Annotated in this window: 22 protein-coding genes and 1 pseudogene; 11 read left to right on the plus strand and 12 right to left on the minus strand. The window is 46.2% G+C overall.

Annotated features, from left to right (window positions below; translation table 11 throughout):
* Window positions 1-10: 10 nt before the first annotated feature.
* Entirely contained in the window at window positions 11-967 is a 957-nt protein-coding gene (locus ABD014_RS11860) for a DMT family transporter (protein ID WP_343861213.1), read from the plus strand.
* Between the two features lie 193 nt (window positions 968-1,160).
* On the opposite strand, the gene ABD014_RS11865 is transcribed toward ABD014_RS11860, so the two are convergent.
* Entirely contained in the window at window positions 1,161-1,484 is a 324-nt protein-coding gene (locus ABD014_RS11865; RefSeq protein ID WP_343861215.1) for an iron-sulfur cluster biosynthesis family protein, read from the minus strand.
* A gap of 201 nt (window positions 1,485-1,685) precedes the next feature.
* On the opposite strand from ABD014_RS11865, the gene ABD014_RS11870 reads away from it, so the two are divergent.
* Window positions 1,686-2,012 carry an AMP-dependent synthetase and ligase gene (locus ABD014_RS11870; RefSeq protein WP_343861217.1) on the plus strand — a complete coding sequence of 109 codons (327 nt, stop codon included), beginning with the start codon at window positions 1,686-1,688 and terminating at the stop codon, window positions 2,010-2,012.
* A 136-nt stretch (window positions 2,013-2,148) separates the two neighbouring features.
* On the opposite strand, the pseudogene ABD014_RS11875 reads toward ABD014_RS11870, so the two are convergent.
* Window positions 2,149-2,700, minus strand: a pseudogene (locus ABD014_RS11875) (VOC family protein); the annotation flags it as partial.
* A gap of 189 nt (window positions 2,701-2,889) precedes the next feature.
* Here ABD014_RS11875 and ABD014_RS11880 point away from each other — a divergent pair.
* From ABD014_RS11880 to ABD014_RS11890, 3 genes are all read left to right on the plus strand, one after another.
* Window positions 2,890-4,245 (plus strand): ABC transporter substrate-binding protein, encoded by a 1,356-nt coding sequence (locus ABD014_RS11880; RefSeq protein WP_379340407.1) that lies wholly within the window; start codon window positions 2,890-2,892, stop codon window positions 4,243-4,245.
* Between the two features lie 124 nt (window positions 4,246-4,369).
* On the plus strand, window positions 4,370-5,227 hold the full coding sequence (locus ABD014_RS11885; RefSeq protein ID WP_343861223.1) for a carbohydrate ABC transporter permease: 858 nt from the start codon (window positions 4,370-4,372) through the stop codon (window positions 5,225-5,227).
* Window positions 5,228-5,248: 21 nt separating this feature from the next.
* Window positions 5,249-6,121 carry a carbohydrate ABC transporter permease gene (locus tag ABD014_RS11890; RefSeq protein ID WP_343861225.1) on the plus strand — a complete coding sequence of 291 codons (873 nt, stop codon included), beginning with the start codon at window positions 5,249-5,251 and terminating at the stop codon, window positions 6,119-6,121.
* A gap of 152 nt (window positions 6,122-6,273) precedes the next feature.
* Here the strand turns inward: ABD014_RS11890 and ABD014_RS11895 are convergent, their stop codons facing one another.
* Window positions 6,274-7,455: an aminotransferase-like domain-containing protein gene (locus ABD014_RS11895; protein WP_343861228.1), complete on the minus strand. Its 1,182-nt coding sequence runs from the start codon at window positions 7,453-7,455 to the stop codon at window positions 6,274-6,276.
* A 56-nt stretch (window positions 7,456-7,511) separates the two neighbouring features.
* Window positions 7,512-8,057, minus strand: a complete 546-nt coding sequence (locus ABD014_RS11900; RefSeq protein ID WP_343861230.1) for a GNAT family N-acetyltransferase — start codon at window positions 8,055-8,057, stop codon at window positions 7,512-7,514.
* Window positions 8,058-8,301: 244 nt separating this feature from the next.
* Here ABD014_RS11900 and fabV point away from each other — a divergent pair, with 244 nt between their 5' ends.
* Window positions 8,302-9,486 carry an enoyl-ACP reductase FabV gene (gene fabV / locus ABD014_RS11905; RefSeq protein ID WP_343861232.1) on the plus strand — a complete coding sequence of 395 codons (1,185 nt, stop codon included), beginning with the start codon at window positions 8,302-8,304 and terminating at the stop codon, window positions 9,484-9,486.
* 54 nt (window positions 9,487-9,540) lie between these two features.
* Here fabV and ABD014_RS11910 read toward each other — a convergent pair whose 3' ends face one another.
* From ABD014_RS11910 to ABD014_RS11930, 5 genes are all read right to left on the minus strand, one after another.
* Window positions 9,541-10,719 carry an AI-2E family transporter gene (locus ABD014_RS11910; RefSeq protein ID WP_343861234.1) on the minus strand — a complete coding sequence of 393 codons (1,179 nt, stop codon included), beginning with the start codon at window positions 10,717-10,719 and terminating at the stop codon, window positions 9,541-9,543.
* 262 nt (window positions 10,720-10,981) lie between these two features.
* On the minus strand, window positions 10,982-11,545 hold the full coding sequence (locus ABD014_RS11915; RefSeq protein WP_343861236.1) for a spore coat protein: 564 nt from the start codon (window positions 11,543-11,545) through the stop codon (window positions 10,982-10,984).
* Between the two features lie 339 nt (window positions 11,546-11,884).
* Window positions 11,885-13,501 (minus strand): MDR family MFS transporter, encoded by a 1,617-nt coding sequence (locus tag ABD014_RS11920; protein WP_343861238.1) that lies wholly within the window; start codon window positions 13,499-13,501, stop codon window positions 11,885-11,887.
* Between the two features lie 32 nt (window positions 13,502-13,533).
* Window positions 13,534-13,965 (minus strand): MarR family winged helix-turn-helix transcriptional regulator, encoded by a 432-nt coding sequence (locus ABD014_RS11925; protein WP_343861240.1) that lies wholly within the window; start codon window positions 13,963-13,965, stop codon window positions 13,534-13,536.
* Window positions 13,966-14,197: 232 nt separating this feature from the next.
* The gene (locus ABD014_RS11930) at window positions 14,198-14,677 is read right to left on the minus strand and encodes an SRPBCC family protein (protein ID WP_343861242.1); all 480 of its coding nucleotides are present in this window, start codon (window positions 14,675-14,677) and stop codon (window positions 14,198-14,200) included.
* Between the two features lie 174 nt (window positions 14,678-14,851).
* On the opposite strand from ABD014_RS11930, the gene ABD014_RS11935 reads away from it, so the two are divergent.
* The 5 genes from ABD014_RS11935 (at window position 14,852) to ABD014_RS11955 (ending at window position 17,136) form a co-directional block, all read left to right on the plus strand.
* Window positions 14,852-15,148: a multicopper oxidase domain-containing protein gene (locus ABD014_RS11935; protein WP_343861245.1), complete on the plus strand. Its 297-nt coding sequence runs from the start codon at window positions 14,852-14,854 to the stop codon at window positions 15,146-15,148.
* 65 nt (window positions 15,149-15,213) lie between these two features.
* Window positions 15,214-15,651: a multicopper oxidase domain-containing protein gene (locus ABD014_RS11940; RefSeq protein WP_343861247.1), complete on the plus strand. Its 438-nt coding sequence runs from the start codon at window positions 15,214-15,216 to the stop codon at window positions 15,649-15,651.
* A gap of 130 nt (window positions 15,652-15,781) precedes the next feature.
* Window positions 15,782-16,723, plus strand: coding sequence for a tyrosine-type recombinase/integrase (locus ABD014_RS11945; protein WP_343861249.1), 942 nt, complete (start codon window positions 15,782-15,784; stop codon window positions 16,721-16,723).
* Window positions 16,724-16,756: 33 nt separating this feature from the next.
* Window positions 16,757-16,981 (plus strand): hypothetical protein, encoded by a 225-nt coding sequence (locus tag ABD014_RS11950; protein WP_343861251.1) that lies wholly within the window; start codon window positions 16,757-16,759, stop codon window positions 16,979-16,981.
* Window positions 16,966-17,136 carry a YbaK/EbsC family protein gene (locus tag ABD014_RS11955; RefSeq protein ID WP_343862085.1) on the plus strand — a complete coding sequence of 57 codons (171 nt, stop codon included), beginning with the start codon at window positions 16,966-16,968 and terminating at the stop codon, window positions 17,134-17,136. The genes ABD014_RS11950 and ABD014_RS11955 overlap by 16 nt, the downstream gene beginning before the upstream one ends.
* Before the next feature lie 112 nt (window positions 17,137-17,248).
* Here ABD014_RS11955 and ABD014_RS11960 read toward each other — a convergent pair whose 3' ends face one another.
* From ABD014_RS11960 to ABD014_RS11970, 3 genes are all read right to left on the minus strand, one after another.
* Entirely contained in the window at window positions 17,249-18,700 is a 1,452-nt protein-coding gene (locus ABD014_RS11960; protein ID WP_343861253.1) for an RNA-guided endonuclease InsQ/TnpB family protein, read from the minus strand.
* Between the two features lie 419 nt (window positions 18,701-19,119).
* The gene (locus ABD014_RS11965) at window positions 19,120-20,127 is read right to left on the minus strand and encodes a phosphotransferase family protein (RefSeq protein WP_343861255.1); all 1,008 of its coding nucleotides are present in this window, start codon (window positions 20,125-20,127) and stop codon (window positions 19,120-19,122) included.
* A gap of 249 nt (window positions 20,128-20,376) precedes the next feature.
* The coding region (locus tag ABD014_RS11970) for a DUF7507 domain-containing protein (protein ID WP_343861257.1) at window positions 20,377-23,641 on the minus strand (3,265 nt) is incomplete at its 5' end.

Below are 23,641 nucleotides of genomic sequence, written 5' to 3' on the forward strand. Positions count from 1 at the left end.
AGGAGTATCCGTGCAAAGTCGGCAAACGAAGCTCGCTTATACAGCGGCTATATTCAATGCTTTAATTATTGGTTTTTCATTTCTTTTTGTTAAATTAGCTCTCCAGGTTTCTCAGCCCTTGGATACGCTTGCCCATCGGTTTACGATTGCGTTCATAGCTACTGCTATTCTAATGGTTATCAAGCGACGTAGCATTCAACTAGACTTCAGAAGCCTGCTTACCTTAATTCCGCTAGCCCTGTTCTATCCGTTTCTCTTCTTTGTATTGCAGACCTTCGGGTTGGTATATACGACGTCCTCCGAGGCGGGGATCGTGAATGCGCTTGTCCCCATTTTCACGATGCTGCTTGCAACGGTATTTCTCAAGGAGCGTTCCAGTCTACTGCAGAAGCTATTCACTGTGTTAACTGTTGCCGGAGTTGTGTTTATTTTCGTCATGAAAGGTGTACAGTTGAATTTATCCAGTAGCTTAGGCATTGTACTCATTTTGTTATCCGCGCTGTCCTTCTCGTCATACAGCGTGCTCGCTCGCAAAATTACGCAGAAGATTCATCTGCTAGATATTACTTTCGTCATGTCCTTGATCGGAGCATTATCCTTTAATGGGATCTCCGTGATTCGCCATGGTCTTCAGGGAAGCATGAACCATTATTTTGACGCTTTTACAGCACCGACATTTGTAATGTCGATTCTCTACCTAGGTGTATTATCATCGCTCATAACCTCACTGCTGGCCAACTACGCTCTAAAGTATATGGAAGCATCTAAAATGAGTATATTCAGCAATGTGGGGACAATATTTACGATTATCGGAGGGGCCATCTTTCTTAAAGAGCAGCTCGCATACTACCATATCATCGGAGCTGTCATGGTCTTGATCGGAGTAGTAGGCGTCAGTCTCACTAAGCCTGGCGGGAGCTTCTCCAAGTCACGAAAAACGCGGCAAGACCTGGTATCCACCAAATAACTCCATATATAGCTTCATTAAAGGACGAACTCGTGATTTAGATCATCCCCCTATGTGTCATTTCATCCATGTCATTATTGTATGTGTTGGTCGTATGGGTAGCTTTAATAATTGAATAGTTGACGTAATGATAGTTATGTAAACTTATAGGGATAATACAAGACCACCTCCCGGTGGTCTTATTTATATTTCATCAATTTTGGCGCAGGTCCCTTATTCTAACGTTGCTGCTGAACAATGAAGAATCACTGCGAACAGTGAACGAAGGATAGTTAGGGTCTGCAATAATCTTCATCGTATGATCGAACAAGCTCTGTTGCTGACGGTCAACAAACAGTTCGCACGCATCAGCTTCTACTTTAATATCCGTATCAAGCGGTTGATCAATAATCTGAAGGGTTAAGACGCCATTGCAGCCGCAGTCTTCCGTGTCATAGAACAGTTTGAAGTAACCGGGACGTGCTCCCATATGTTCATTTAGCTTCTTTTCTGTAGATGGGTCCATATGAACGTTCAATGCCAAGCGCTCCTTTTAACTTTATTGTATAGACTATTATAACATCAGCGGATAACTTCGTGTTCTCATACCTACTCTCAATATTTCATGTAATGAAACATTAATGACATACATTTATTTTACAAACTTGCTTTCTGTATAAACAACTTTGAATCCTGCCATAATATCTCAGAATCTAAATACAGCCTTGGAGGTTATGAAATGAATAATTATCAGACACAACAAATCTCGCAGCTTATTCACCAATTGACTCAGCAGACTAATCAGGCAAGTATGGCTTATCAGCAATTACTTAAGCAAGAAGAAAGCAATGCGATGCAGCTCGAGCAATTGGCTCAGCGTGAGCGCCACGCTGCTCAGGTTATTCAAACCGCGCTTCAAGGTCATCAAACGGCAATTCACCAATTGCAACAAATCTCTAACTTGGCCCAGCAAATGAACAACACGATGTCTTATTCAACGAGCAATACAGAGCAACAATATAATCCGATCAATTCAATGGGATTCTCCAATCAGCATCGTCAATAGCAAAATCTTGCCTAAATAAAGTGACTTCGCTCAACGTTGTTAACACAACGGTTTGAACGAAGTCACTTTTTTATTTTCTTAGAATTGTACTTGCATTTGGGATTAATGCGATATATTCCTACGTTAGCTACCCTCTTTAATCGATGGGTAGTAGGTTCTTCTCTATCTCAGCGCGTCGTCCTTCTAAGAATGGCGGCAAGCTTAAATCTTTACCCAGCTCTTCAATGTTTGAGTCGGCAGTGAACCCAGGTCCATCCGTAGCTATTTCAAATAAAACCGATCTACGATTCTCGAAGTATAAAATCCGCGTTCTTTTACCGCTGCTTCCCAATATCGTAGCTCCTCATCATTCTTAGCCCGTATCGCTAAATGATGAATGCTTCCTTTTCCCGGTTTCTCTCTTGGTCCGAGATCCTGTTTAATAAGAATTTCCCCGAAGGACTGCCCAGCCACGGATTGGTAGATCGCTTCGTTGTCAGAATGATAAGCTTCGACGTAACCGAACAGTCCTGTTAAAGTGTTGGCTAGCCGATTCAAATGACGCACAGTGATCTCAATCGTACCCATTCCCAGAAAGATGCCGTGGGTCAACATCAGAGCCCGTCCATGCTTGCCATGTATCAGGAACCTTCTTGCCGTTGTTATTCTGCAGTACCATTCGCAGTCCTTCCTGGTCCTCGAAATGTAAGGGTAAATTTCACTAAACGCAGCCAAATTAACGAACCTAAAGTATTATCCTGCATCATTTATTTTAATTTAGAAAATATTACCCCTATTTTATAGAAATCTCCCCCTGTATTGAATATGGAACTTAAGTTAAGATTTTCCTAAGCACCCGAAGAAACCGCATACATTATATTATTTAGGGGGAATTGTGTTGAAAAAGTACTCAATTATGCTTCTAAGCATGCTCTTGCTCCTCTCTATGTTCTTGGCAGCATGCGGAAGTGGCAAGAACGGAAACGGAGGCAACACATCTTCGGATGGAAATGCAAGCAAGAACAATACGACGAATACTCAGCAGGAGGACACGAAGAAAGAAGCTGATCCTGTTAAGTTGCGTGTGTTCTCAACATTTGGCGGTACAGACGCTGCTCGCGAAGCTTTCCAACAGGCGATTGACGAATTTACTGCCGCCAACCCTAACGTAACTGTTGAAAATGACACCATGTCGGCCAATGACGACGGCTTCCGTACGAAGGTAAATACAGATATGACGAGCGGTAACGAGCCAGACCTCCTCTTCTATTTCATTGGAGCGGATGCAGAAGGTTTTGTGAATGCAGGCAAGGTAGTTCCATTGAATGAAATCCTCGATGCTGATGCGAATTGGAAGAACGGATTCATTCCAAGCGCACTTGAACTGGCCAAGCAGCCAGATGGTAATATTTACGCTGCACCACTTACCGGTTACTACGAAGGTCTCTTCGTGAATAAGAAGATCTTTGCTGATAATGGTCTGGATCTGCCAACGGATTGGGATAAGCTTACTGCCGCTACAAAAGCGCTTTCCGCTAAGGGCATCATCCCGCTGTCCGTACCATTTGACCAATCTCACTATCTGGTTGAACATATGATTCTCTCGGCTGCCGGCCCTGATAGTCAGAATAAGGGCTTGAAGGACGACGTCGATCCGAACTGGGAAAAGGCATATGCCGCAATGAAAGAGCTGTATGATCTCGGAGCATTCCCTAAAGATGCTGCGACAATTGATCTGAGCATGTCCGGTAACTACTTCAGTGAAGGACTTGCTGCAATGACGATCGAAGGATCATGGGCAGTTGGCGGCTGGAGTGAGGAGACTAGAAATAACGCGACTGTTCTTCCGTTCCCTCAAGTTCCGGGCGGTGCAGGTAGCGGTAACAATATTGTCGGCGGATTTGGTTCCGGCTTCTATCTCTCCAAGGCAACGTATGATGATGCTGCTAAGAAAGACACAGCAATTGCTTTGATGAAACATCTGACATCTCCGGCTAGCATTCAGAAGATTGCCAGTGCTAACGGAGGAACACCGGCTGCTGATGTAGAGGTTACTGGCTTGGCTCAAGTAGCCCTCGACGGATTCGCGATGGCTGCCAAAGCGGATTCCATCAACTCGCCGGTAGACAGTAAGGTTGCTCCTGAAACTTTCTCAGACCTTCGTGCTAGCGTGCAGCAGGTTGTAACCGGTAAGAAGACCCCTGCTCAAGCGATCGAAAGTGCTAAGAAAGTGGAAGATGCAAATAAAAAGTAAACTTTACCTCCCCTCCACCCAACTAAATAAACGGATGTGCGCCGCCCAATCGCTTTATCCCCGGGCGGCGCAGCCGTTTAAGTAAGTAGATTGATCAAAATACACAACAATAAAGGTGATGATTATGAAGGGCGATCGTAAATATATCTTCATGTTTCTCCTTCCGTCAGCAGTGCTTATGGGGCTATTTCTGTATTATCCGTTCTTTAAGAGCTTCTATCTTAGCTTTTATCGCACTAAGGGCTTCTTCGACAAGAAATTTGTCGGCTGGGACAACTTTGAGCGGTTATTCACGGATAAGTTGCTTGGTGCAGCTACCCTGCATACGCTGGAACTGATGCTGTATGTGCTTCTGTTCCAGGTCGGAATTGCACTTGTACTGGCTGTTCTTGTTGAAGCGATTAGCAGATTGAAAACTTTTTATCGCACGGTTTTCTTCTTCCCGGTCGTTATTTCCGGTACAGCGATCTCGCTGTTGTTCGTACTTTTTTACAATTACAATTTTGGCCTGCTTAACAACTTGCTGGCGAATTTCGGAATCGAGAAGATTCTCTGGCTGGATGAAGGAAATGCGCTTAGAGCAGTAGCAATTCCTACCGTATGGCATTATGTAGGCTTCTATTTCATTCTGTTCCTAACAGCGATGTCGAAGATTCCATCGGATTATTATGAAGCTGCCCGTCTAGAGGGCATCGGAGCCTTCAAACGCACGACCAAGCTGACGATCCCGTTAATTATGAGCGACATTAAAGTTGTTATTACTTTGGCCATTACAGGGACGCTTAAGGTGTTCGAATTTGTATGGGTAATTACGAGCGGGCAGAACGGTTCTGAAGTGCTGGGGACATATATGTACAAGAAGGCTATGGTCGACCAGAACTTCGGCTATGGTTCAGCCGTAGCGATTTATATGGTGATTTTCGGTGTATTGCTGGCCTTATTAGCCAATCGTTTGTTAAAAAGAGACGAGATTACATACTAAGCCATATAGGGGTGTACAGTTATGGAACCAACAATTTCAGTAAAACCTAATGTCCAGCGTGGAGAATTCAGGCGGTTCAAGCTGAGTACCGTCTTGATATATGTCGTCCTGACTGCATGGGCGATGACTACGATTTACCCGTTATTCTGGATCGTGAACAATTCCTTCAAAGTGTCCAGAGATGTCATGAACAACTCGTTCAGCTTGGCCTGGCAGCCTACTTTCGTGAATTATACTACGGCACTCGATCGGATTAGTATCGGCAAGAGCTATATCAACAGTCTTGTCATGTCCGGTTCGACGGTACTCCTGGTGCTGATCTTTGGCGGGCTAGCCGCTTATGTGCTGTCCAGATTTAATTTTGCCGGCAAAAGAGCGATCTACTCCCTTCTCTATGCAACACTCTTAATTCCGGCATTTGCAACCGTCGTTCCGGTGTACGAACTGCTGATTAAAACCGGAATCGTCAATACGTACTGGGGGCTGATTCTCCCCCATACCGCAGGTAACCTGACCTTTGCCATTCTAGTTATGGCTGGCTATATGTCTACGATCCCTAAGGAATTAGAGGAAGCAGCTTTTATTGATGGATCGAACCGCTGGCAAATGTTCTACAAAGTGTTTGTACCGATCTCCCAACCTGTCTTTGCTTCGGCAAGCATTTTCGTATTCCTGTGGTCCTATAACGATCTGTTCTCGGCATTAATCTTCGTGAGTAAAGAGAATGTCCGTCCGATTGTGGCCCTGTTGAGTGAAATTAGCTCACAATACGGCACGGACTTCGGCTTAATGGCTACAGCGGTGACGCTAACGGTTATTCCAGTTCTCATCGTCTATCTCTTCATCTCCAAATATATTCAAAAAGGTCTGACCGAAGGTGCTATTAAAGGATAAAAGGTCTCCAAGCAATACAGCTCTTACATGATGACATAAGAAAGGTCGAGTTAGGCTAATATGCCTCTTAACTCGACCTTTTCCTTTATATTGTTAATGATTTTTCATTAGTTTACATAATAATTATTACGTAAACTTTGTTGGGGGACTACCTATAGTTTACTTCGCAACACATCGGCCAGGCGTCTAATTCCTTCGGCAATATTCTCATTGGACATATTGGAGAAATTCAAGCGGAGCGTATTATGTCCCCCACCGTTCGGGAAGAAGGAAGCGCCGGAGACGAAGGCGACATGATTACGCAGGCAATCCTGAAGAAGGTCTGCGGAATCGATAGACTCGGGCAGCTCCAGCCATATAAATAGGCCTCCCTGTGGTGTACTGTAAGATACACTTGGCGGGAGATATTCCTTAATGCAGGATACCATAGCACTGTATCTTTCTTTATAAATCGCTCTTATCTTCTCAATATGCGTCTCTAGATCGTACATCTCTATATATTTAGCTGCCACTCTCTGTGCGAAGCTGTCGGTGTGCAGGTCAGAAGATTCCTTCAACGATACGTATCTGGCCATGAACGCTTCGTCGGCACAAATCCAGCCGAGTCGCAGTCCCGGGGAGAATATTTTGGAGAAGGTGCTTAGATAAATAACCCTGCCTTCTGTATCAAAATGCTTCAGTGGCGGCAGGGGCTCTCCTGCAAATCTTATTGCTCCGTAAGGATTATCCTCAAGGATGACAACATCATACTGATTGGCCAGTTGCACCATTCTCTGTCTTCTCTCCAGCTTCATCGTCCTGCCTGTTGGATTCTGGAAATCCGGAATTGTATAGATGAACTTCACACCGGGATGAGCCTGCAGCTTCTTCTCCAGCTCTTCCATGATCATACCGTCTTCATCCATATCGACTTCAACGAATCTTGGATTGTACACCTTGAAGGCGTTAATGGCAGCCAGATATGTAGGGCTCTCGCAAATAATGACATCTCCCTCGTCGATGAATAGCTTGCCGGTCAAATCAATGGCCTGCTGTGAACCTGAGGTAATCATCACATTCTCATAACTGGACTCGATACCAATGTCCTTCATTCTCTCGCAGATTGCTAGCCTTAGCGGTGTATATCCTTCAGTCGTACTATATTGAAGCGAAGCTGGGCCTTGTTCTTTCAATACAGCTTCACATACTTCCTTCAACTCCTCAACCGGAAACAGCTCTGGAGCAGGAAATCCGCCAGCGAAGGATATCACCTCGGGTCTCTCTGACATTTGCAGCAATTGATGCGTTCCGGAAGGCTTAAATTCACGAATTCTTTTGGAAAATTTATTGTTCATTCTGTTACCCCTTTGTGTTAAACATGCTAGTCTTATGATGAATGACTCGTGTGAAATTACTTATCCAAGTAGTTCTCATATATACAATATCCGGAGTTTTCCCCCAAGTAGACGTATCCGTTCTTGCTATAGAAGGTGTTAAGTGCGGCATTGTCCGCAATGCAATCCAGGCGAATTTTATCTTTGCCCTCGAAGCGAATACCGTCTTTACACCATTTTAAGATCGAACTGCCTAACCCAGTGCTTGCATACTTACGACTGATCGCAAGCCGATGCAAGTACAGCGCACCGTCCCCATCATATGCCTTCGATTCCCAAAGACGGCGATCCCACTCGCTTGGCTGCTGCAGGAGAATGACCATTCCCGCGATATCTGTTCCTGATTTGCAGACGAATACATCTCCGTTCAGGATTGCACCCGTAGTATTGTGAGAATCTTCACCCGCCAGTAGACCGTTCCATTGCGAAGATCCTCTGCTACGCAGCCATTCGGCTGTCTGAACCAGGAGTGCGGCAACTGCTTCTGTGTCTGCGGGCTTCGCTTGTACTATTGTAAGCCCTTCGCCGATATGATCGTCTGTAATTCTGAATGATCCGTTCAAAATAAGCTTCCTCTCCCACGCCAAAATAATATTTTTCTAATCGTTCCTCGTCGTTGCTCTTCTTTACTCTTCATATCTGCGCTAATCAAATAATTATAACTTAAAATGAGTTCGTCAGTCGAGTCTAGTGTTATTTAAGCTAAATATAATCTTTGTATTCATATTGTGAATTTTGCTATAATTCTCTAGAGATCGTGATGGTTGGTATTTAATATTAATTACATAGTAAAGGGGAAATCTCTTAATGATCATTAAGCCGAAGACTCGTGGTTTTATTTGTACTACGGCCCATCCAGAAGGATGTGCGAAGCAAATTGAACAACAGATCGAATATGTGAAAGCACAGAAGAAAATTCAAGGCCCTGCCAATGTCCTCGTCGTAGGCGCTTCAACCGGGTACGGACTTGCTTCCCGGATTGCTGCTGCATTTGGCGCTGGCGCAAATACGATCGGCGTATTCTTCGATAGAGCCGCTGAGGGCGCACGTACAGCAACTGCTGGTTGGTATAATTCAGCAGCCTTTGAACAGGCCGCGCAAAGCCAAGGCTTGAAGTCCTTCAGTATCGTTGGCGACGCCTTCTCGAATGAGATCAAAGCGAAGACAATTGATCTGATCAAGTCCGAGTTCGGACAAGTTGATCTGGTCGTATACAGTGTGGCATCGCCCCGTCGTACTCATCCTGATACTGGTGAGACCTTCACGTCCGTGATCAAGCCAATCGGAGAAGCTTACTCCAACAAGACGATGAATTTCCACACGGGAGAAGTAACGATGACAAGCATCGAACCAGCTACGGAAGACGAAGTTAGACAGACGATCGCCGTTATGGGCGGCGAAGACTGGAAGATGTGGATCGATCAGCTTCTGGAGGCAGGTGCGCTCGCTGATGGAGCAACTACGGTAGCTTACTCCTATATCGGTCCAGAGATCACTCATCCGATTTATCGTGAAGGTACGATCGGCAAGGCCAAGAACGATCTGGAGCAGTCTGCGCATCAATTGCAGGCTCTTCTATCGGACAAGGGTGGACGGGCCTTTGTATCGGTGAACAAAGCATTGGTCACCCAATCCAGTTCGGCAATTCCAGTAGTGCCTTTGTACATCTCTGCTTTGTATAGAGTGATGAAGGAGAATGGATTGCATGAGAACTGCATCCAGCAGATGTATCGCCTATTCTCGGAGCATCTATATAACGAGAATGCCAAGGATGGCAATAGTTTGATCCGCATTGACGATTGGGAAATGCGTGAAGATATCCAGGCTGAAGTCATGAAGCGCTGGGCACAGGTTGAGACGAATAATGTGGATGAATTGACGGATCTGGTCGGTTATCGTCAGGACTTCTTCCAATTGTTCGGATTCGAATCAGAAGGTGTCGATTATGAAGCGGACACAGATGCAAACGTAGATATTCCTAATTTGGTCTAATGACAAAGAAATCCCGTTCTCTCTACTTTCGTGAGAGAGAACGGGATTTTTTCATTAATCTGCTTCAGTTGTTTCAACGGAAGGATCTACTGTCACATCGGTCTCATCAACGGAGTCGCCGGGCTGCTGTCCAGCATCAGTATCGTCAGTATCGTCCTCCGCTTCCCACTGGCTCTTGAAGAAAATCTCATAGATTCTAATGATGATAATCTTAAAGAACATATATAGTGGAATGATGATCAACATACCGATAATTCCGAACAAATCGCCACCGGCGAGAACGAGAATAATCGTCGTAATCGGATGGATGTCCAGCTTCTTGCCGAAGATCAATGGCGAGATCAGGTTATCCTGAATTTGCTGAGCCACGAGTATGATGATTAGCGACCAGATCGCCATCGACGGTGATTCAATCCAGCCGATAATGACGATCGGAATGGAGGACAGAATCGCACCGAAGAATGGAATGAAGTTAAGAATGACTGCGATTACCGTAAGCAGAAGAGCATATGGCAATCCAAGGAACAGGAAGCCTATATACATCAATACGCCCAAGGCCACATTAACTAGCACCCGACTAATAATATAGCCACTAAGCGCGTTATCGATTTCTGCGGTTACCTCTTTGACATCCTTGTAATAGTGTCTCGGGAAGAAGCGGGCTATTCCGCTGCTGAATTTGTTCCCTTCCTTCAACATATAGAACAACAGAAGCGGCGTCGTGAACAGAATGATGGCAAAATTAGAGAAGAATGAGAACAGTCCGGAGACATAATTGCTTAATAAGGAGAAGCCCTTGTTTAAGTATTCAGACATATTGGATAACAGACTAAAATCTTCAGGAATGAAGTTCGACAATAACCCTGTCTGCTCCAGCTCCATAAGTTGATTGCTGAATTTATTCAAATAATCCGGGGCACTAAGCAGCAGATTCGTGATCTGAGTACTGAGCGCCGGCCAGACACCGATAATAAAGCCTGTAATTAGAATGGCCAAGACCAGATAAATCAGCAATATGGATATAATTCGTTTGATCTTATGCCGCTCCATATAGTCCACCAGCGGACGCAGCATATAATAGAAGAATCCGGATAGCAATAATGGAATCAGAATCACTTTCGTTAATGATCTGATCGGCGTAAAGAGAAAATCTACTTTGGAGCAAAGAAACACAATTAAGAGCACTAGCGCTGCAGCTAGGCATACTTTGATGAACTTATTAAGTCTACTCACACGACTCCCCCATCTTTTATTTTTTAAAGTTTAAGTTATATTTTTTAATTATATCCTTATTCGACCACCCGTTTCAAATCATTATCGCCGCTGCCTTAATCTATAGCTTCATGGATAATCTATTGCGGTATATGTGTCTGGTTTAGACAAAGAAATGCTCCCCTCCAAGCAGAAGGTTTATTTTTAACCTGTCTACTTAAAAGGGGAGCATATCATAGTCAGTGATAACTGACTTCCGACAGCCTTTTTTTGTTGTGAAATTCTATTGAATCGGCGCTGTCCCTTCAACTTTTTGATACATCGTTCCTAAAGTAGACATCGTCGTCATTGGCGCAGGCTCCAGTGGATAGAATCCTTTTTGAACCATCCATTGCCAAACATCATATGCATGATGCGAGCTCATACAAAAAGCATGCTCTAAAAAGTTTCGTACTTCCGGATGGCTCATCTCCATTGCTGCCCATGCATATTCTCTGCCCGCTCTTTTCAGCGTTAATAAATAAGCGGTAGCCATCTCTCTGTCATCAAATTGCGGAACTGCAGTTCTTGGCTGAACCGGAACAGGTGAAGCCTGTGACTGTGTAAATGACTGCAGAATCGGCGTCAGATCCGGGATTGGTAATTGTGAGGTAGCCCCTTCAGCTTTACTTAAAAACTCGACCTTTATATTATAGTCTTGAATATGGAATGGAAGATGCTTTTGCAGAAGCGCTTTTAAATCGGGATCTTGTACTTGTCCAATGAACAATGCCATGTTCGTAATGGAGTTGACACAGCTTAAAGTCAATTCATTTAAATCCTGTGCTTCATGTGCTGCTAATTGCATGGTAGGTGCCTCCCTTAAATTTTAATGAACATGACATGAATATATCATGCTCCTTCCGTTGAGTTAACATAACATGTGTTATGTTAACTTTTGTCGCTTTCAATATTCCCTGAATTATCCTTAATATGTGAATTTTCGCTTTTCTTTATGTATGGAAAGTTACGAAACAACAACAAACAGAAGTGCAAGCTTATCCTCCCCATTCGTTGTCTGTCCCGCTGCAAGATAGTTAGCTTTGATATTCGCTGCAGGTCGCATTTCTGTATTACAAAGAAAATCCCCTCTGCTATACAGAAGGGATCTCCTTGAATATACAATAAAGTTGTTATCTTTATTGTATTAAGCTTGAACCGCGGCTTCTTCACCTTGCTGAGCTTGCGCGTTCACTTTATGACTTTGATTCGAAGTACGCAGTGGCAGCTCCTTCAGGAAGAATGCAAGCAGCAGTGCCGCGCACAGAACAAGTGCGCCCGTGAAAAATACAGTGGACAGTGTGCTGCTCAGCGCATCACGGATCGTGTCGATCATTTGCGTGAACAGCGGCTGTACATCCGTAGGAAGTGAAGCCATAGTCTTTTCAATCAGCGGTTTATTCATCAAGGTCGTCGGATTAGCAAATCCTTGTAACTGTTGAGCCAACTGTGGATCGACCTTACTGAAATCCGGTGCTGACGAAGAGGTGAAGGCCCCCTTCAAATTCTTGGTCAGACTATTCGACATAACCGTTCCCATTACAGCAATCCCGATCGTACCGCCAAGATTCCGGAACAATTGGGTCGAAGCCGTTACGACGCCCAGTTCCTTGTGAGAAACAGCGTTCTGTGTAGCCAGCGAGAATACCGGCATACCGAGACCAAGACCAATACCGAAGATGATCGTCGTAGCAATCGTGAATGCGATGTGATGCATAAAGATCATTCCGGTCATACCGATAATCATAACCGGGATCCCGATCAATGCGAAACGCTTGTATTTACCGGTTTTAGCAATGAGCTGTCCAGTCACAGCACTTGTGATTACCATCGACAGTGACATCGGGATGGTTACATATCCGGCATATGTCGGCGAAATTCCAAGCACCCCTTGGACGAAGAACGAAATATAGATCATTGCGCCCATCAAGCCGAAGTTCATGATAAAACCTATCAGGTTGGATACTGTAACGACGCTATTCTTGAACAAATGCAGCGGCAGTACAGGTTCTTTGACCTTCGATTCAATAAAAATGAATATAAGCGCTGCAACGACAGTTACAGCCAGCAATCCGAGAATTTGAACCGAACCCCATGCATATTCTGTGCCTGCCCAAGAGAATGCTAACAACAACGGCACAATGGCGATCGTAAGGAACAATGAACCCATGTAATCGATGTGCTGTCCTGGTTTACGTTCAACCTTCGGAAATAGTACCATAATCATAATGAATGCTACAACACCCAGTGGAAGGAAGATCCAGAACAACCAGTGCCAATCAATATGGTCAACCAGGTAACCGCCAAGTGTTGGTCCAAGTACACTGGAGAAACCGAATACCGCTGTCATCAGGCCCATCCATTTACCGCGCTCTCTCGGGGCGAATAAGTCTCCAACCGCTGTAAAGGCAGTTGATTGAATAATACCTGCGCCAACCCCTTGAATACCACGATAAGTGATGAATTGAAATACATCATGGGACGTACCGGTCAGAAAAGCCCCTATCATGAATAATAATATCCCGATAAGAATGAACGGCTTGCGTCCGTACATGTCGGACAGTTTCCCGACGAGAATCGTGGCAATTGTTGAAGTTAACAAATAAATGTTGATTGTCCAGGTATAGTAATCCATCCCGTCCAATATAGCAATGATTCTAGGCATTGCTGTACTTGTGATTGTCTGGTTAATGGCTGCAAAGAACATGGCGGCCATTACGGCAATCATAATTGTAATCTTACGTTTAAGCGATAAATGCTCCATATGACTTTCTTTTCCACCTCGGTTTATTTAAGTTAGTTATCTATATTAACCAGCATTTGGGCGAAGATCCGCCTTAAATGCTGAATATCCTCTTTGGATAATTGATCGAACAATCTCTCGATCATTTCTCGATAGGTCTCTTTGACCGCATCGATGGCATCAACACCTTCTTTCGTAATTGTGACATAGACTACTCTTCTGTCATCCGTAGCTCTCTCCCTCTCTACATAATTCTGACTGCACAGTTTATCAGTCAAGCCAGTTATTGCTGCAGAGGTCAGATTCAGGGTATCGGCCAATTCAGATACCTTAAGAGATCCACGGCTTTTCAAGCTGTACAGAATTTGAAATTGAGGAAAGGTGAGATTCATTTTGCAGGCTCCCCGATTCCAATCCTGTGATGCTTTTTTCATTAGTAGTCTGAACATGTTGGAAACTTCCAAAATTTCTTGATCGATGGCCAACCCTGTCCCTCCTTATCCAATAGAATCATTTCATCTTTGGAAAGTTAATTGCTAAATTAATAAACAATTAATAATTAAACTGTATAACTAATTTGCATAGACCAATATACATTTTTTTATGAAAAAGTTCAAGTGTAAATTTTATTTTTTACAGAAAATAAAAAACAATGTCTGCCACAGATATCTGCGCAAACACTGCTTCTATATATAAATATGAAGTTTTATAAATATATTAAGGCTTACAGCAAAGCTCCCCTTGACCGTTCTCCATAGCCGATTTTAAGCTGTTAAGAACGCCAAACCAGGCCGTATCATGCCATTGGACTGCTTCCCGCCAAGCAGGATGATCTTGGAAACCTGTGTGCTCCACTGTTACTTCAGTAGATTCACCATCGATCTCTTTTAAATTGACTTTGACCACCGTCAGATGAGACTCATCATTCATAATAGCAGCGAATTGATCCGGCGCCTTCCATGTGAACTGTAATTCCTGCTCGGCGATCAGCTTGACAACCTTACAGCCACTAGTATTCATCGTTCTTGTGTTGCCAGGTATGAAGTAGAGTTCGTATGGGCCTCCTTCGCGAGCTTCAACGATAGCTTGAGGGGCGAACCATTCGGTAACACGACTGGAAATCGTCCATGCATGCCAGACCAAATGGACTGGAGCATGAATCACTACAGAATGAACTAAGGCTTGACCTTCAGACATAGATATCCTCCTTAATTGAGTGTTATTACTAGAAAATATCATATTTACTAAACTTATTTCTACTATTATATATTCATAGATACGCGCGAACAACGATGAAGCAATAGGATGGATTACTGATGCAATATATACATATGTTTATTGGTGTAAAGATTTTAAATTAGGGGGAGAATCATGATAATTACACCGAATGTTCCGAATCTTCCACATACGTTACAAGACGGCTTTAAACACTTTGAGTTGATCGCCGAGCCTGTGAAACAAGAAATATTACCGGGATTATTTCTCAAAGCTTGGGGTTATAACGGAACTACACCAGGACCGACGATTCTGGTCAACCCAGGCGATTGGGTTAATATTAGAGTGTATAACCGCCTTCCCGTGCCAACGAGTGTGCATTGGCATGGACTAAACGTTCCCAATGCAATGGATGGAGTTCCTGAAGTAGAGCCTTCGTTCGTCAGGAAATGATGGGGCTAAGTGGCGGACTGATCATTTTAGATCCAAACGATTCCCATACGGGACCCGATTATTTCATGATGCTGCATGAGTTTCATGCTAAGGGGCTGGATAAGGGAATTGTACGACCAGGAAGCTACTCACTTGATCCGCTCAGCGACATGTTTAACTTCTTCACGATCAATGGGCGCTGTTACCCCTTTACGACACCTCTTCCCGTTGCAAGTGGTGATCGAGTCAAGCTGCGACTAGCTAATGTAGGCATGAATGCTCATCCGATGCATCTACATGGTCATCAGTTTGTAATCAGCGCTTCCGATCGCAATACAATAGCACTTGCCAACCGCCTCACGAAGAACACGATTCCAGTCGCCTCAGGCGAAACCTTCGATATCGAAGGTTTCGCGAATAATCCAGGTATCTGGCCCTTCCATTGTCATATCCCCCATCATGTAGCCAATAACTTTACAGACTCAACTGGTGGAATGTTCACTACAGTAATTTATAAAAGATAGCTTATCGAGAAAATAGAGACAATTAGTATCTTATATGCCCTTTTCTAGCCCATTCTGCTATAATATTAATTGCATTAAATGTAGATTTAATGCAATTTCTCTTTTAAACGACGAAATGGATGCGATTCTGATGAACAACACAGCTATTGCCGAGCAATATGAACGCGAATTACAGCTATTTTCGATTTATATGAAAGACCGGGAATATTCCAAGGAGACGCAAAAGGCTTACCTCTTCGATGTGATGCATTTTCTTCATAATCTGGAGGGAAAAAATGTTGCCGAGGTGTCGGACTTCGATGTAATGAATCATCTGACCCTCGTGCGTGAGGCTGGTGCTGGAGCAAGATATCGGAACCGTTGCCAATCGGCGATCCGTCTCTTCTATAAAGTACTGGTAAAATTCCAAATAACGAACTACAATCCGGCCTTGAATATTGAAAGAGCCAAAGTAGATAAAAATCGGAAGCCTACCTATTTAGAGAAACCATTCCTCGATGCTTGTCTTCAGCTGATAGATGGCAAGTATGTTGTCCGCGATATTACAATCGTGGCGCTCATGGCCTACGCAGGCTTACGGGTCAGTGAGATCGTCCGGCTCAATATTAATGATTTTAATAAAGAACGATCAGAGCTTGGCGTGCTCGGTAAAGGGGAGAAATGGCGTTACATCCCCCTCCCTACCGAAATGAACGAACTGCTGCAGCATTATTTGAGTGAACGGATTGAGCCGAAAAATAAAAAAGATCAATATGCTATGTTCATATCACAATTTGGACGGCGGATTAGTAAGCGGATGGTTCAGACGGTGGCGGAAAAGACCTTCCTAGCTCTTCAAGACGAATTCCCAGAGCTTCAAGGGATGAAGCTGTCAGCACATAAGCTGAGGCACTCCTTTGCTACGGATTTACTGCGCAGTGGAGCTGATCTGCGTACCGTGCAGGAGTTGCTTGGGCATGAGGATATCTCAACCACGCAAATCTATACCCATGTCTTGGATGAGACTAAGAAAAAAGCGATGGATAAAATTCAGCCCGATCTTAGCAGATTGAAGCTGAGACAGGAGCACTAAGGCTGCTCCTGCTCATTTAAAGTAGAAGATAATATGCTGGAAGCGAACCATAACGTCGCTGACGTTCCTGTAGCAATGGGGCTTGTCGGCCAAATATCTTATGGCGTCTTCGGTAGACAGCCGCGGAAAAGGTACAAAACATTCTACGAGACTTCGGGCATGAGCTACAGGTTATTGAGCTACAGGACTCCGCTCGTACCTCGGATGAAGCCGCCCGTACCATCGGCTGCAATGTCAGCCAAATCGCCAAGTCCTTAATATTTAAAGGTAAAGTATCGCAGCAGCCGGTCCTTGTGATCGCCAGCGGAACCAACCGGGTTAATGAGAAGACGATTAGGGCTTATCTTGGTGAGAAGCTGGAGAAGGCAGATGCGAATTTCGTACTCGAATATACCGGCTACGCAATCGGCTGAATTCCCCCTGTTGGGCATCATTCGCCGATCAAGACCTTTATGAATACTCCCGCCACTTACCTTCGCTTCCACTTGGTTGAAGTGGGGGTTTCTGATGCATCATCTCTGATCATTACGAGATGCTTAGCATCAGTGGAGTTGACACGTCCACGGACTGGTTACCGCCCAACCCCGCTATCCCATCGGCTGATGCCTTTGGGAATACTTTGCGCAAAATGTTCGCCGCACCGTTCACATCGGCGTGGATCAGCCCTTTCTCGCTACGATACAAACCACGATGAATGCGTCTGCCAGAGAAGGTCCTCGAAACTCCTTCTTCATACTTGGGCAAGGGATCGCGATCCAGGAAACTCGCTTTCGATGTATACGATTCTTCGGTGAGAATCACTTCGATTCCGAGTGCTTCGGCTTTGTAGCGGATCATCGAGACGAGCATCTGATGCGGGATGTGACAGAATGATTGGTTCGTTCGTCGTCCTATATCGGATTTCACCTTCCATCCTTGGTTGTATCCGATAATGATCGTCCCGATCTGTTGTTCTACAGCCAAACTAACAATACAATGACTCGTCTTGTGGAAGTAGTCCTTGATCCTTCGGTGGCGCTTCAGATGCAATTGCTCGAGTCGCTTGGATGTATGCGCTCCTTCGTGCGGCTGTTTGCCTTGACGGAGAATGCTGGTATAGTGTGCCGTCAGTTTGTTGTAAAACTGATTGATCGCTTTGAGCGGCTTGCCCTTCACGCAAACGGGTCTATGACCGGTATTGGTGACAATGGTTGCAAGCTGGTTAATACCAAGATCAATCGCCAGCGCCTTCTCTTTCTTCACATCAGCGGTTTCAGCCTGGCATGTAAACACCAGTTCCATGACATATTGCCCATATCTCGGAACAATGCGTACCATCTTGAAGTCCCCATCTATGGTCCCTAGCTTGCCAATGTTGAGACGGTGCTTCGTCTTTGGGAGTTTGAGGTACTTGCGATCCTTGATCTGACAATCCTGGTTGGTGAGAACGACTGCTTTGGTTCTTGAGCGGGCATAACCGGGAATGCGCGGTATTCCGGTATACTTGTCAGGATTGATGCGGTAATCTCTGATGCTAGCAAAGAAAGACTTCCAGTTGGTGAATACGCTTCTCATGACCCACTGGCTGCTTTGTGTAGGGAGCGCTCGGTAATCCGCTTGATCCATCACTTTGAACAAACTATCTAGGAAGGGGAAATCGAGATAGGGAGAGTCTTTAGATGGAAGTTCGAACAGGTGCGGGCGGGAACCTTTGCGCTGGTCATTAGGTTTAGAAAGTTGTTTGCGAAGTCTGGATTGATGGGCCTCAAGCTGACGCTGGTTCATCAGATCGATGTTCGCGCGTAACGTGCCAATGACTTGTTGTTGCAGTGGCTCTAAGGGTTTGTCCTGTTTAAGTGTGGTGAACACTTGGCGGATATAAAAGTTGGTCGTATTGTACAAGTTCTTGGCGCCCTGACACATCTGCTCCGAGTAGGAAAATAATCGATGACCAGGCTTGATCCAGATTTGATAGGTTCGATATGTAGGTTCAGACATACATTCACCTCCCCAACAACAAACATATGTTCTACTTTATTTTACCATATATGATGGTTTAGTGGGGGAGATTTGTAAAGAATTCGCAAAGAAATTAGCAAGTATTTCGAGAGATATCACCGATTCACCACCCACTTAGCTCCTTTGTCACTTGAAGTGGGTGTCCTCTCGGTGGTGTTGATAGAAAAAGACTGCAAATAAAGGAGCTTTCCTATATTGTCGGAAGCTCCTTCTTTTTGACCTAACAGGCTGTCACAAAACCAAAAACGCTGCAAAAACAAAAGAATTAATGTCATTAATTAATGGCTGAAAATTCGGATAGCATATGATTAATGCCATTAATCATTCATTGCATAAATACTTCTTAAACCCTTTTGTATCAACATTCTTCCGCCTTTTGCATCTGTACATTCTACCTACTAATCGCTCATTTCCGGCAGTTCAATAAACGGCGAGGCCCAGGCTGAGAACGATAGTTCTCTGTCCCAGTTTACCTCGTTGATTGCATAGGCACAGCCCCAGTCTAAGACCCGCTGATGCAGCATATGTACCCGATATCGTTCGACAAATCCGGATTTGGATGTGATATGAAAATAATATTCTCGTATAAACTGGGTCGCCATCTCCCCTTCCCCACGGTCCTGATACATATTCATAATTCGACATACGTCGGCTAAGCCATCACCGAAATAGCCAGTAGTGAAGTCGAATATCCCGCTTAATCCCCACGCATCGCCTTGACGCTGGAAGAGCAAATTATCCAATTTATAGTCACCCATTACAAAAGTCGGGATAGAAAGCTCGTTAAATGCCTGCTCGGACTCTCTAAGTACGTTCTCCATCCACTCTATGTCCTGAGCAGTAACCATGGAATAATTTCTGGCATCACTAAGCCAATACCTGATCCGATTATAGAGCCAGGATGTATATCCTTCTGGAAATTCGGCTATTCTTCCCTCCAACGGCTTGTATTCTCCGAAACTATCAGCCTTCCAACGCTGCATTTGTGCTAGTGCATCGGCCAGCAAAGAGGCAACTTGTTCTCGGTCGGTATCACTTAGACCTACATAAGCTGCAGGATCGCTTAAATGCACGCCAGAAAGCCTGGACATGATGGCATATGACCAACCGAAGATGTCCTCTGCTTCATCCACGATATAGAGCCTTGGAACCGGCAGTGATGTCGTGTTACGCAAATGATCAATGTAATATTTCTCCTCTATGAATTGGCCTGGATAGAGCGGATTTCCCTTTAGCACATACTCACCTGTGGAAGATTTTAGGAACAAGGTCTGTTGGCCAACTCCCTTGGAGGTCGGAGCAAATGAGATTAGTTCACCCAGATTGAAGCGTTGCAGTACCCGTTGCAGTTGCTCGTCGGATATCTCTCCCAATTTCGGGGAGGAGAAGAATATTTCTGTTGTCATAGTGTTCAACTCCCTATCAATAGAATGAATGCCCTTCCACTTTTTCTACCAGTATACAAAAAGGTACCCATTGTCTAAACACCTTTTTTCAAAGTGTCCAGCCTACGGGTACCCATTGATATAAAATCCGGTGAAAACCGCCAGCCTCATCCGATATCTTAGGTAAGCTTTCCTGAACCCCGGTCGAACTCGAACCTGGGTTCCTTATACAAAAAAATATCCCGTTCCCCCTGGAGAACGGGATATCCTTCACTCCTCCTCTTCTGCGATCACCAGCACGGATGCGCTTGCCTGTCTGGTCGGCCCGTTGTCCGAGGAGAACGTGACCGGACTCGTTATCACGGTATTCTCCTTCACGTTCGGGAGGACGAACGGCACATGCAGCGTTTCTTGCGCGCCGGGCTCCAGCCGATCTATCTGCAATTGAATGTTAAGCAGCGGGGCAATCAATTTCCCGTTAATAAGCGTGATGCTTCCTGTATTGATGACTTGAATTGTGAAAACAACCGTTTCGCCCGGCAGCCCCTCCGGCCGATCTACCGTTTCGGTGAGCTTGGCATCCACCACCTGGACTGAAGGCGACGGTGGCGGTGGGGGCACGATCTTTACGATCACCGTTACGGATGCGCTCGCCTGTCTAGTCGGGCCGTTATCGGAGGAGAATGTGACCGGACTCGTTATGACGGTAGTTTCTTTCACGTTCGGGAGAACGAAAGGCACTCGGATGATTTCAGTCGCACCGACTTCGAATCGGGCGATCTGCAGATGAACGCCAAGCAGAGGGGCGTCCAGTATACCATTCAGGAGCGCGACGTTTCCTGTATTGGTCACCTGAATCGTGAAGATAACGGTTTCGCCCGGCTGCCCTGTAGGCCGGTCTACCGTTGCGGTAAGTTCGGCATCCGGCAGCGACGCCGTCTGGATGAAGACCGTTTCCTGCTGCTGCGCCGTCTGGTCAGAGAAGATGGTTACCGTATTCCGGAACAACGTACCGCCAATCGTCCCTACCGGAATCGTAAATGGCAGCGTAAAGGTGCGACGTTCTCCAGGCGCAAGCGACGGGATTACCGTCCGGAAATTAAGCAGCGAATCGGTGACGTGGACGTTCGTAATCGTCTGGTTCGAGACATTCGTGATCGTAATCGTCTTGATCACCGTTTCGCCCGGATTCGCCGTTGTCGGAGTCACATGAACGTCTAATTCCGGCGGAGTAATGGGTACGGCGACCGTGACGCGCGCTTCGCTTTGTACCGGAAGCGAACCCGGGGGCTGCTCCGCCCAGGTGACGGACACGCGGTTCGCGATAACGGTTCCGTTCAAGGTCGAAGCAGGGACTGTGAACGAAAAGTTCACCACGACCGTCTCGCCCGGCGCGATGACCGTTATCGTCTCCACCGTACCGGTGAGCGAATCGCGGACGATCACATTCGTCGCCGGATTGCTGCCGATGTTCGTCACCTGGACCGTATAATGGACAGTCTCGCCCGGGGCCACCTCGCTGCGGTCAGGAAGCTTCACCACCTGAAGCGTCGTCTCCGCGCCCGGCACCGACCGCACAACGATTTTGGCTGTCGTCTCCTGCAGCGGCGTCTGATCGGACGAGGCGGTGAACGTGTTCGTAATGACGCTGCCGTTCGCCGCTCCTGCTGGTACCGTAAACGACACGAACCGGGTAATCGTCACGTTCGCGGGAAGAACCGGCACTGTCTCGCTGAAGCTGAGCAGCGGATCGCTCAGCACGACGTTGGTCTGGACGGTAGCGAGCAGATTCGTCACCGTCAGCGTATACGTAATCGTCTCACCCGGGGCGGCGAACGTCCGGTTGGGCTGCTTGCTCAGCGTGAGTCCTATGCCTTCCACCGTTACCGTCGATTCAACCTCTTGCGTACCGCTCTCTGCCGAGGTTACCGTAAGCCGATTGACGATATCCGACCCGATCGGCGTTCCCTGCGGTACGGTGAAAGGGACTACAAGCTCTATGGTCTCCCCGACCCCGAGCGAAGCGATCGTCTGGTCAAGCCCAAGCAGCGGATCGATTAGTAGGATATTGGTCAGCGGCACGTTGCCGATATTCGAGAGCGTGATCGTATAGGTGAACGTCTCGCCCGGCGTAACGGTTGTCGATGACGGTACCTTGCTGATTCCAAGCAGCGGACGAGCTGCCACAGCTACTTCAGCGCTGGCGGTTACAGGCGCCGTCTCATTGCTGACCGCCGTGACCGTATTGATGAATGTCTGCGGCGGCGTCTCCAGCGGTACGAGGAACGGCACCTGCAGCAATTCCGTCTGCCCGACTTCAAGCAGCGGAATGATGGTGCTGAATCCGGTCAGATCGTCGGTGACGGAAAGGTTCATTAAGGCTACGTTTCCGCTATTGGATAGCGTAATTGTGAACGTAACTGTTTCTCCCGGAGGCACAATGGTGCGGTCTGCGCTTTTGCTCAGAGTGAGTCTTGGAACGGCGAGCACATCGACTACCGTGCCTATCTCTTCCGGCACAGGCAAATTGTTGGCGGTAATGACTATTGTATTCGCAATCGTCACCCCAGCCAGCGCCTCAAGTGGAATAACGAACGGCCAATCGATCGTGATGCTCTCTCCGACGTGCAAGACATCAATCGTTTCATCCAGCCCGAGCAGCGGATCGGTAAGATGCACATTGATCAAGTCGACATTGCCAATGTTCTTGAGCGTGATCGTGAACACGACGGTCTCTCCCGGCGCCGCAGCGGGTGGGTTTACGGTCTTGGTCGCCAGCAGCGCAGGCGTTTCCGTTACAAGGATGGAAGACTCCGCGGTTTGCGGCTCAGGGATCTGATCGGAAGTTACCGTTACAACATTCGTAATCAATCCTGGAGGCGTTCCAAGAGGAACGGTGAAGACAACCTCAAAAATTTGCACCGCAAAAGCAGGAAGTTCAGGGATGACGGTGAAAAATCCGAGCAGCGGATCTTCAATCCTTACATTCGTGAGCTGCACGGTGCCTGGGTTCGTCACTTCGATAAAGAAGGTCACCGTCTCTCCCGGCCGGACTTCGAACCGGTCCGGGAATTTCAGTAGGGATATTTCTGCAAATGGTCCGATCTTCGTAACGAAAGCATCTGTACCTCCGGCTAAAGCTGTCTGAAACGCCCCAGCGGTAGTCGGAAAATTAGCGGAATTGGTTTGCCCCGCCACGAAGGCGTTGCCGGAATGGTCAACTGTAACGCCATGGCCCAGATCATTCCCGCTGCCGCCAAGGTAGGTGGAAAAAACAAGCGAAGATCCATCAACGCTCAATTCGGTCAAATAAGCGTCCCCCCCCCCGGCTAACGTAGGCTGAATGGCGTCAGGCGTGACCGGAAAATTACTGGAGGCGGTGCTCCCCGTCACGTAAGCAATGCCAGAACCGTCGACCGCGATGCTTCCGCCATCTTCACTTCCACTACCGCCAAGGTAGGTGGAATACACAAGTACAGTCCCGGTGGCATTTAATTTGGTTATGAAAGCGTCAGCAGATCCACCAAACGTGGTC

It is taken from the genome of Paenibacillus motobuensis, from assembly GCF_039521865.1.
GTDB classification, from domain to species: Bacteria; Bacillota; Bacilli; order Paenibacillales; family Paenibacillaceae; genus Fontibacillus; species Fontibacillus motobuensis.

Excerpts from the sequence above, each read along its gene's own strand:
- ABD014_RS11920 (WP_343861238.1), bottom strand. The coding sequence starts at position 13,501 with ATGGAGCATTTATCGCTTAAACGTAAGATTACAATTATGATTGCCGTA.
- fabV (WP_343861232.1), top strand. The coding sequence starts at position 8,302 with ATGATCATTAAGCCGAAGACTCGTGGTTTTATTTGTACTACGGCCCAT.
- ABD014_RS11915 (WP_343861236.1), bottom strand. The coding sequence starts at position 11,545 with ATGCAATTAGCAGCACATGAAGCACAGGATTTAAATGAATTGACTTTA.
- ABD014_RS11930 (WP_343861242.1), bottom strand. The coding sequence starts at position 14,677 with ATGTCTGAAGGTCAAGCCTTAGTTCATTCTGTAGTGATTCATGCTCCA.
- ABD014_RS11895 (WP_343861228.1), bottom strand. The coding sequence starts at position 7,455 with ATGAACAATAAATTTTCCAAAAGAATTCGTGAATTTAAGCCTTCCGGA.
- ABD014_RS11960 (WP_343861253.1), bottom strand. The coding sequence starts at position 18,700 with ATGTCTGAACCTACATATCGAACCTATCAAATCTGGATCAAGCCTGGT.
- ABD014_RS11890 (WP_343861225.1), top strand. The coding sequence starts at position 5,249 with ATGGAACCAACAATTTCAGTAAAACCTAATGTCCAGCGTGGAGAATTC.
- ABD014_RS11935 (WP_343861245.1), top strand. The coding sequence starts at position 14,852 with ATGATAATTACACCGAATGTTCCGAATCTTCCACATACGTTACAAGAC.
- ABD014_RS11885 (WP_343861223.1), top strand. The coding sequence starts at position 4,370 with ATGAAGGGCGATCGTAAATATATCTTCATGTTTCTCCTTCCGTCAGCA.
- ABD014_RS11870 (WP_343861217.1), top strand. The coding sequence starts at position 1,686 with ATGAATAATTATCAGACACAACAAATCTCGCAGCTTATTCACCAATTG.
- ABD014_RS11945 (WP_343861249.1), top strand. The coding sequence starts at position 15,782 with ATGAACAACACAGCTATTGCCGAGCAATATGAACGCGAATTACAGCTA.
- ABD014_RS11940 (WP_343861247.1), top strand. The coding sequence starts at position 15,214 with ATGATGCTGCATGAGTTTCATGCTAAGGGGCTGGATAAGGGAATTGTA.
- ABD014_RS11965 (WP_343861255.1), bottom strand. The coding sequence starts at position 20,127 with ATGACAACAGAAATATTCTTCTCCTCCCCGAAATTGGGAGAGATATCC.
- ABD014_RS11950 (WP_343861251.1), top strand. The coding sequence starts at position 16,757 with ATGCTGGAAGCGAACCATAACGTCGCTGACGTTCCTGTAGCAATGGGG.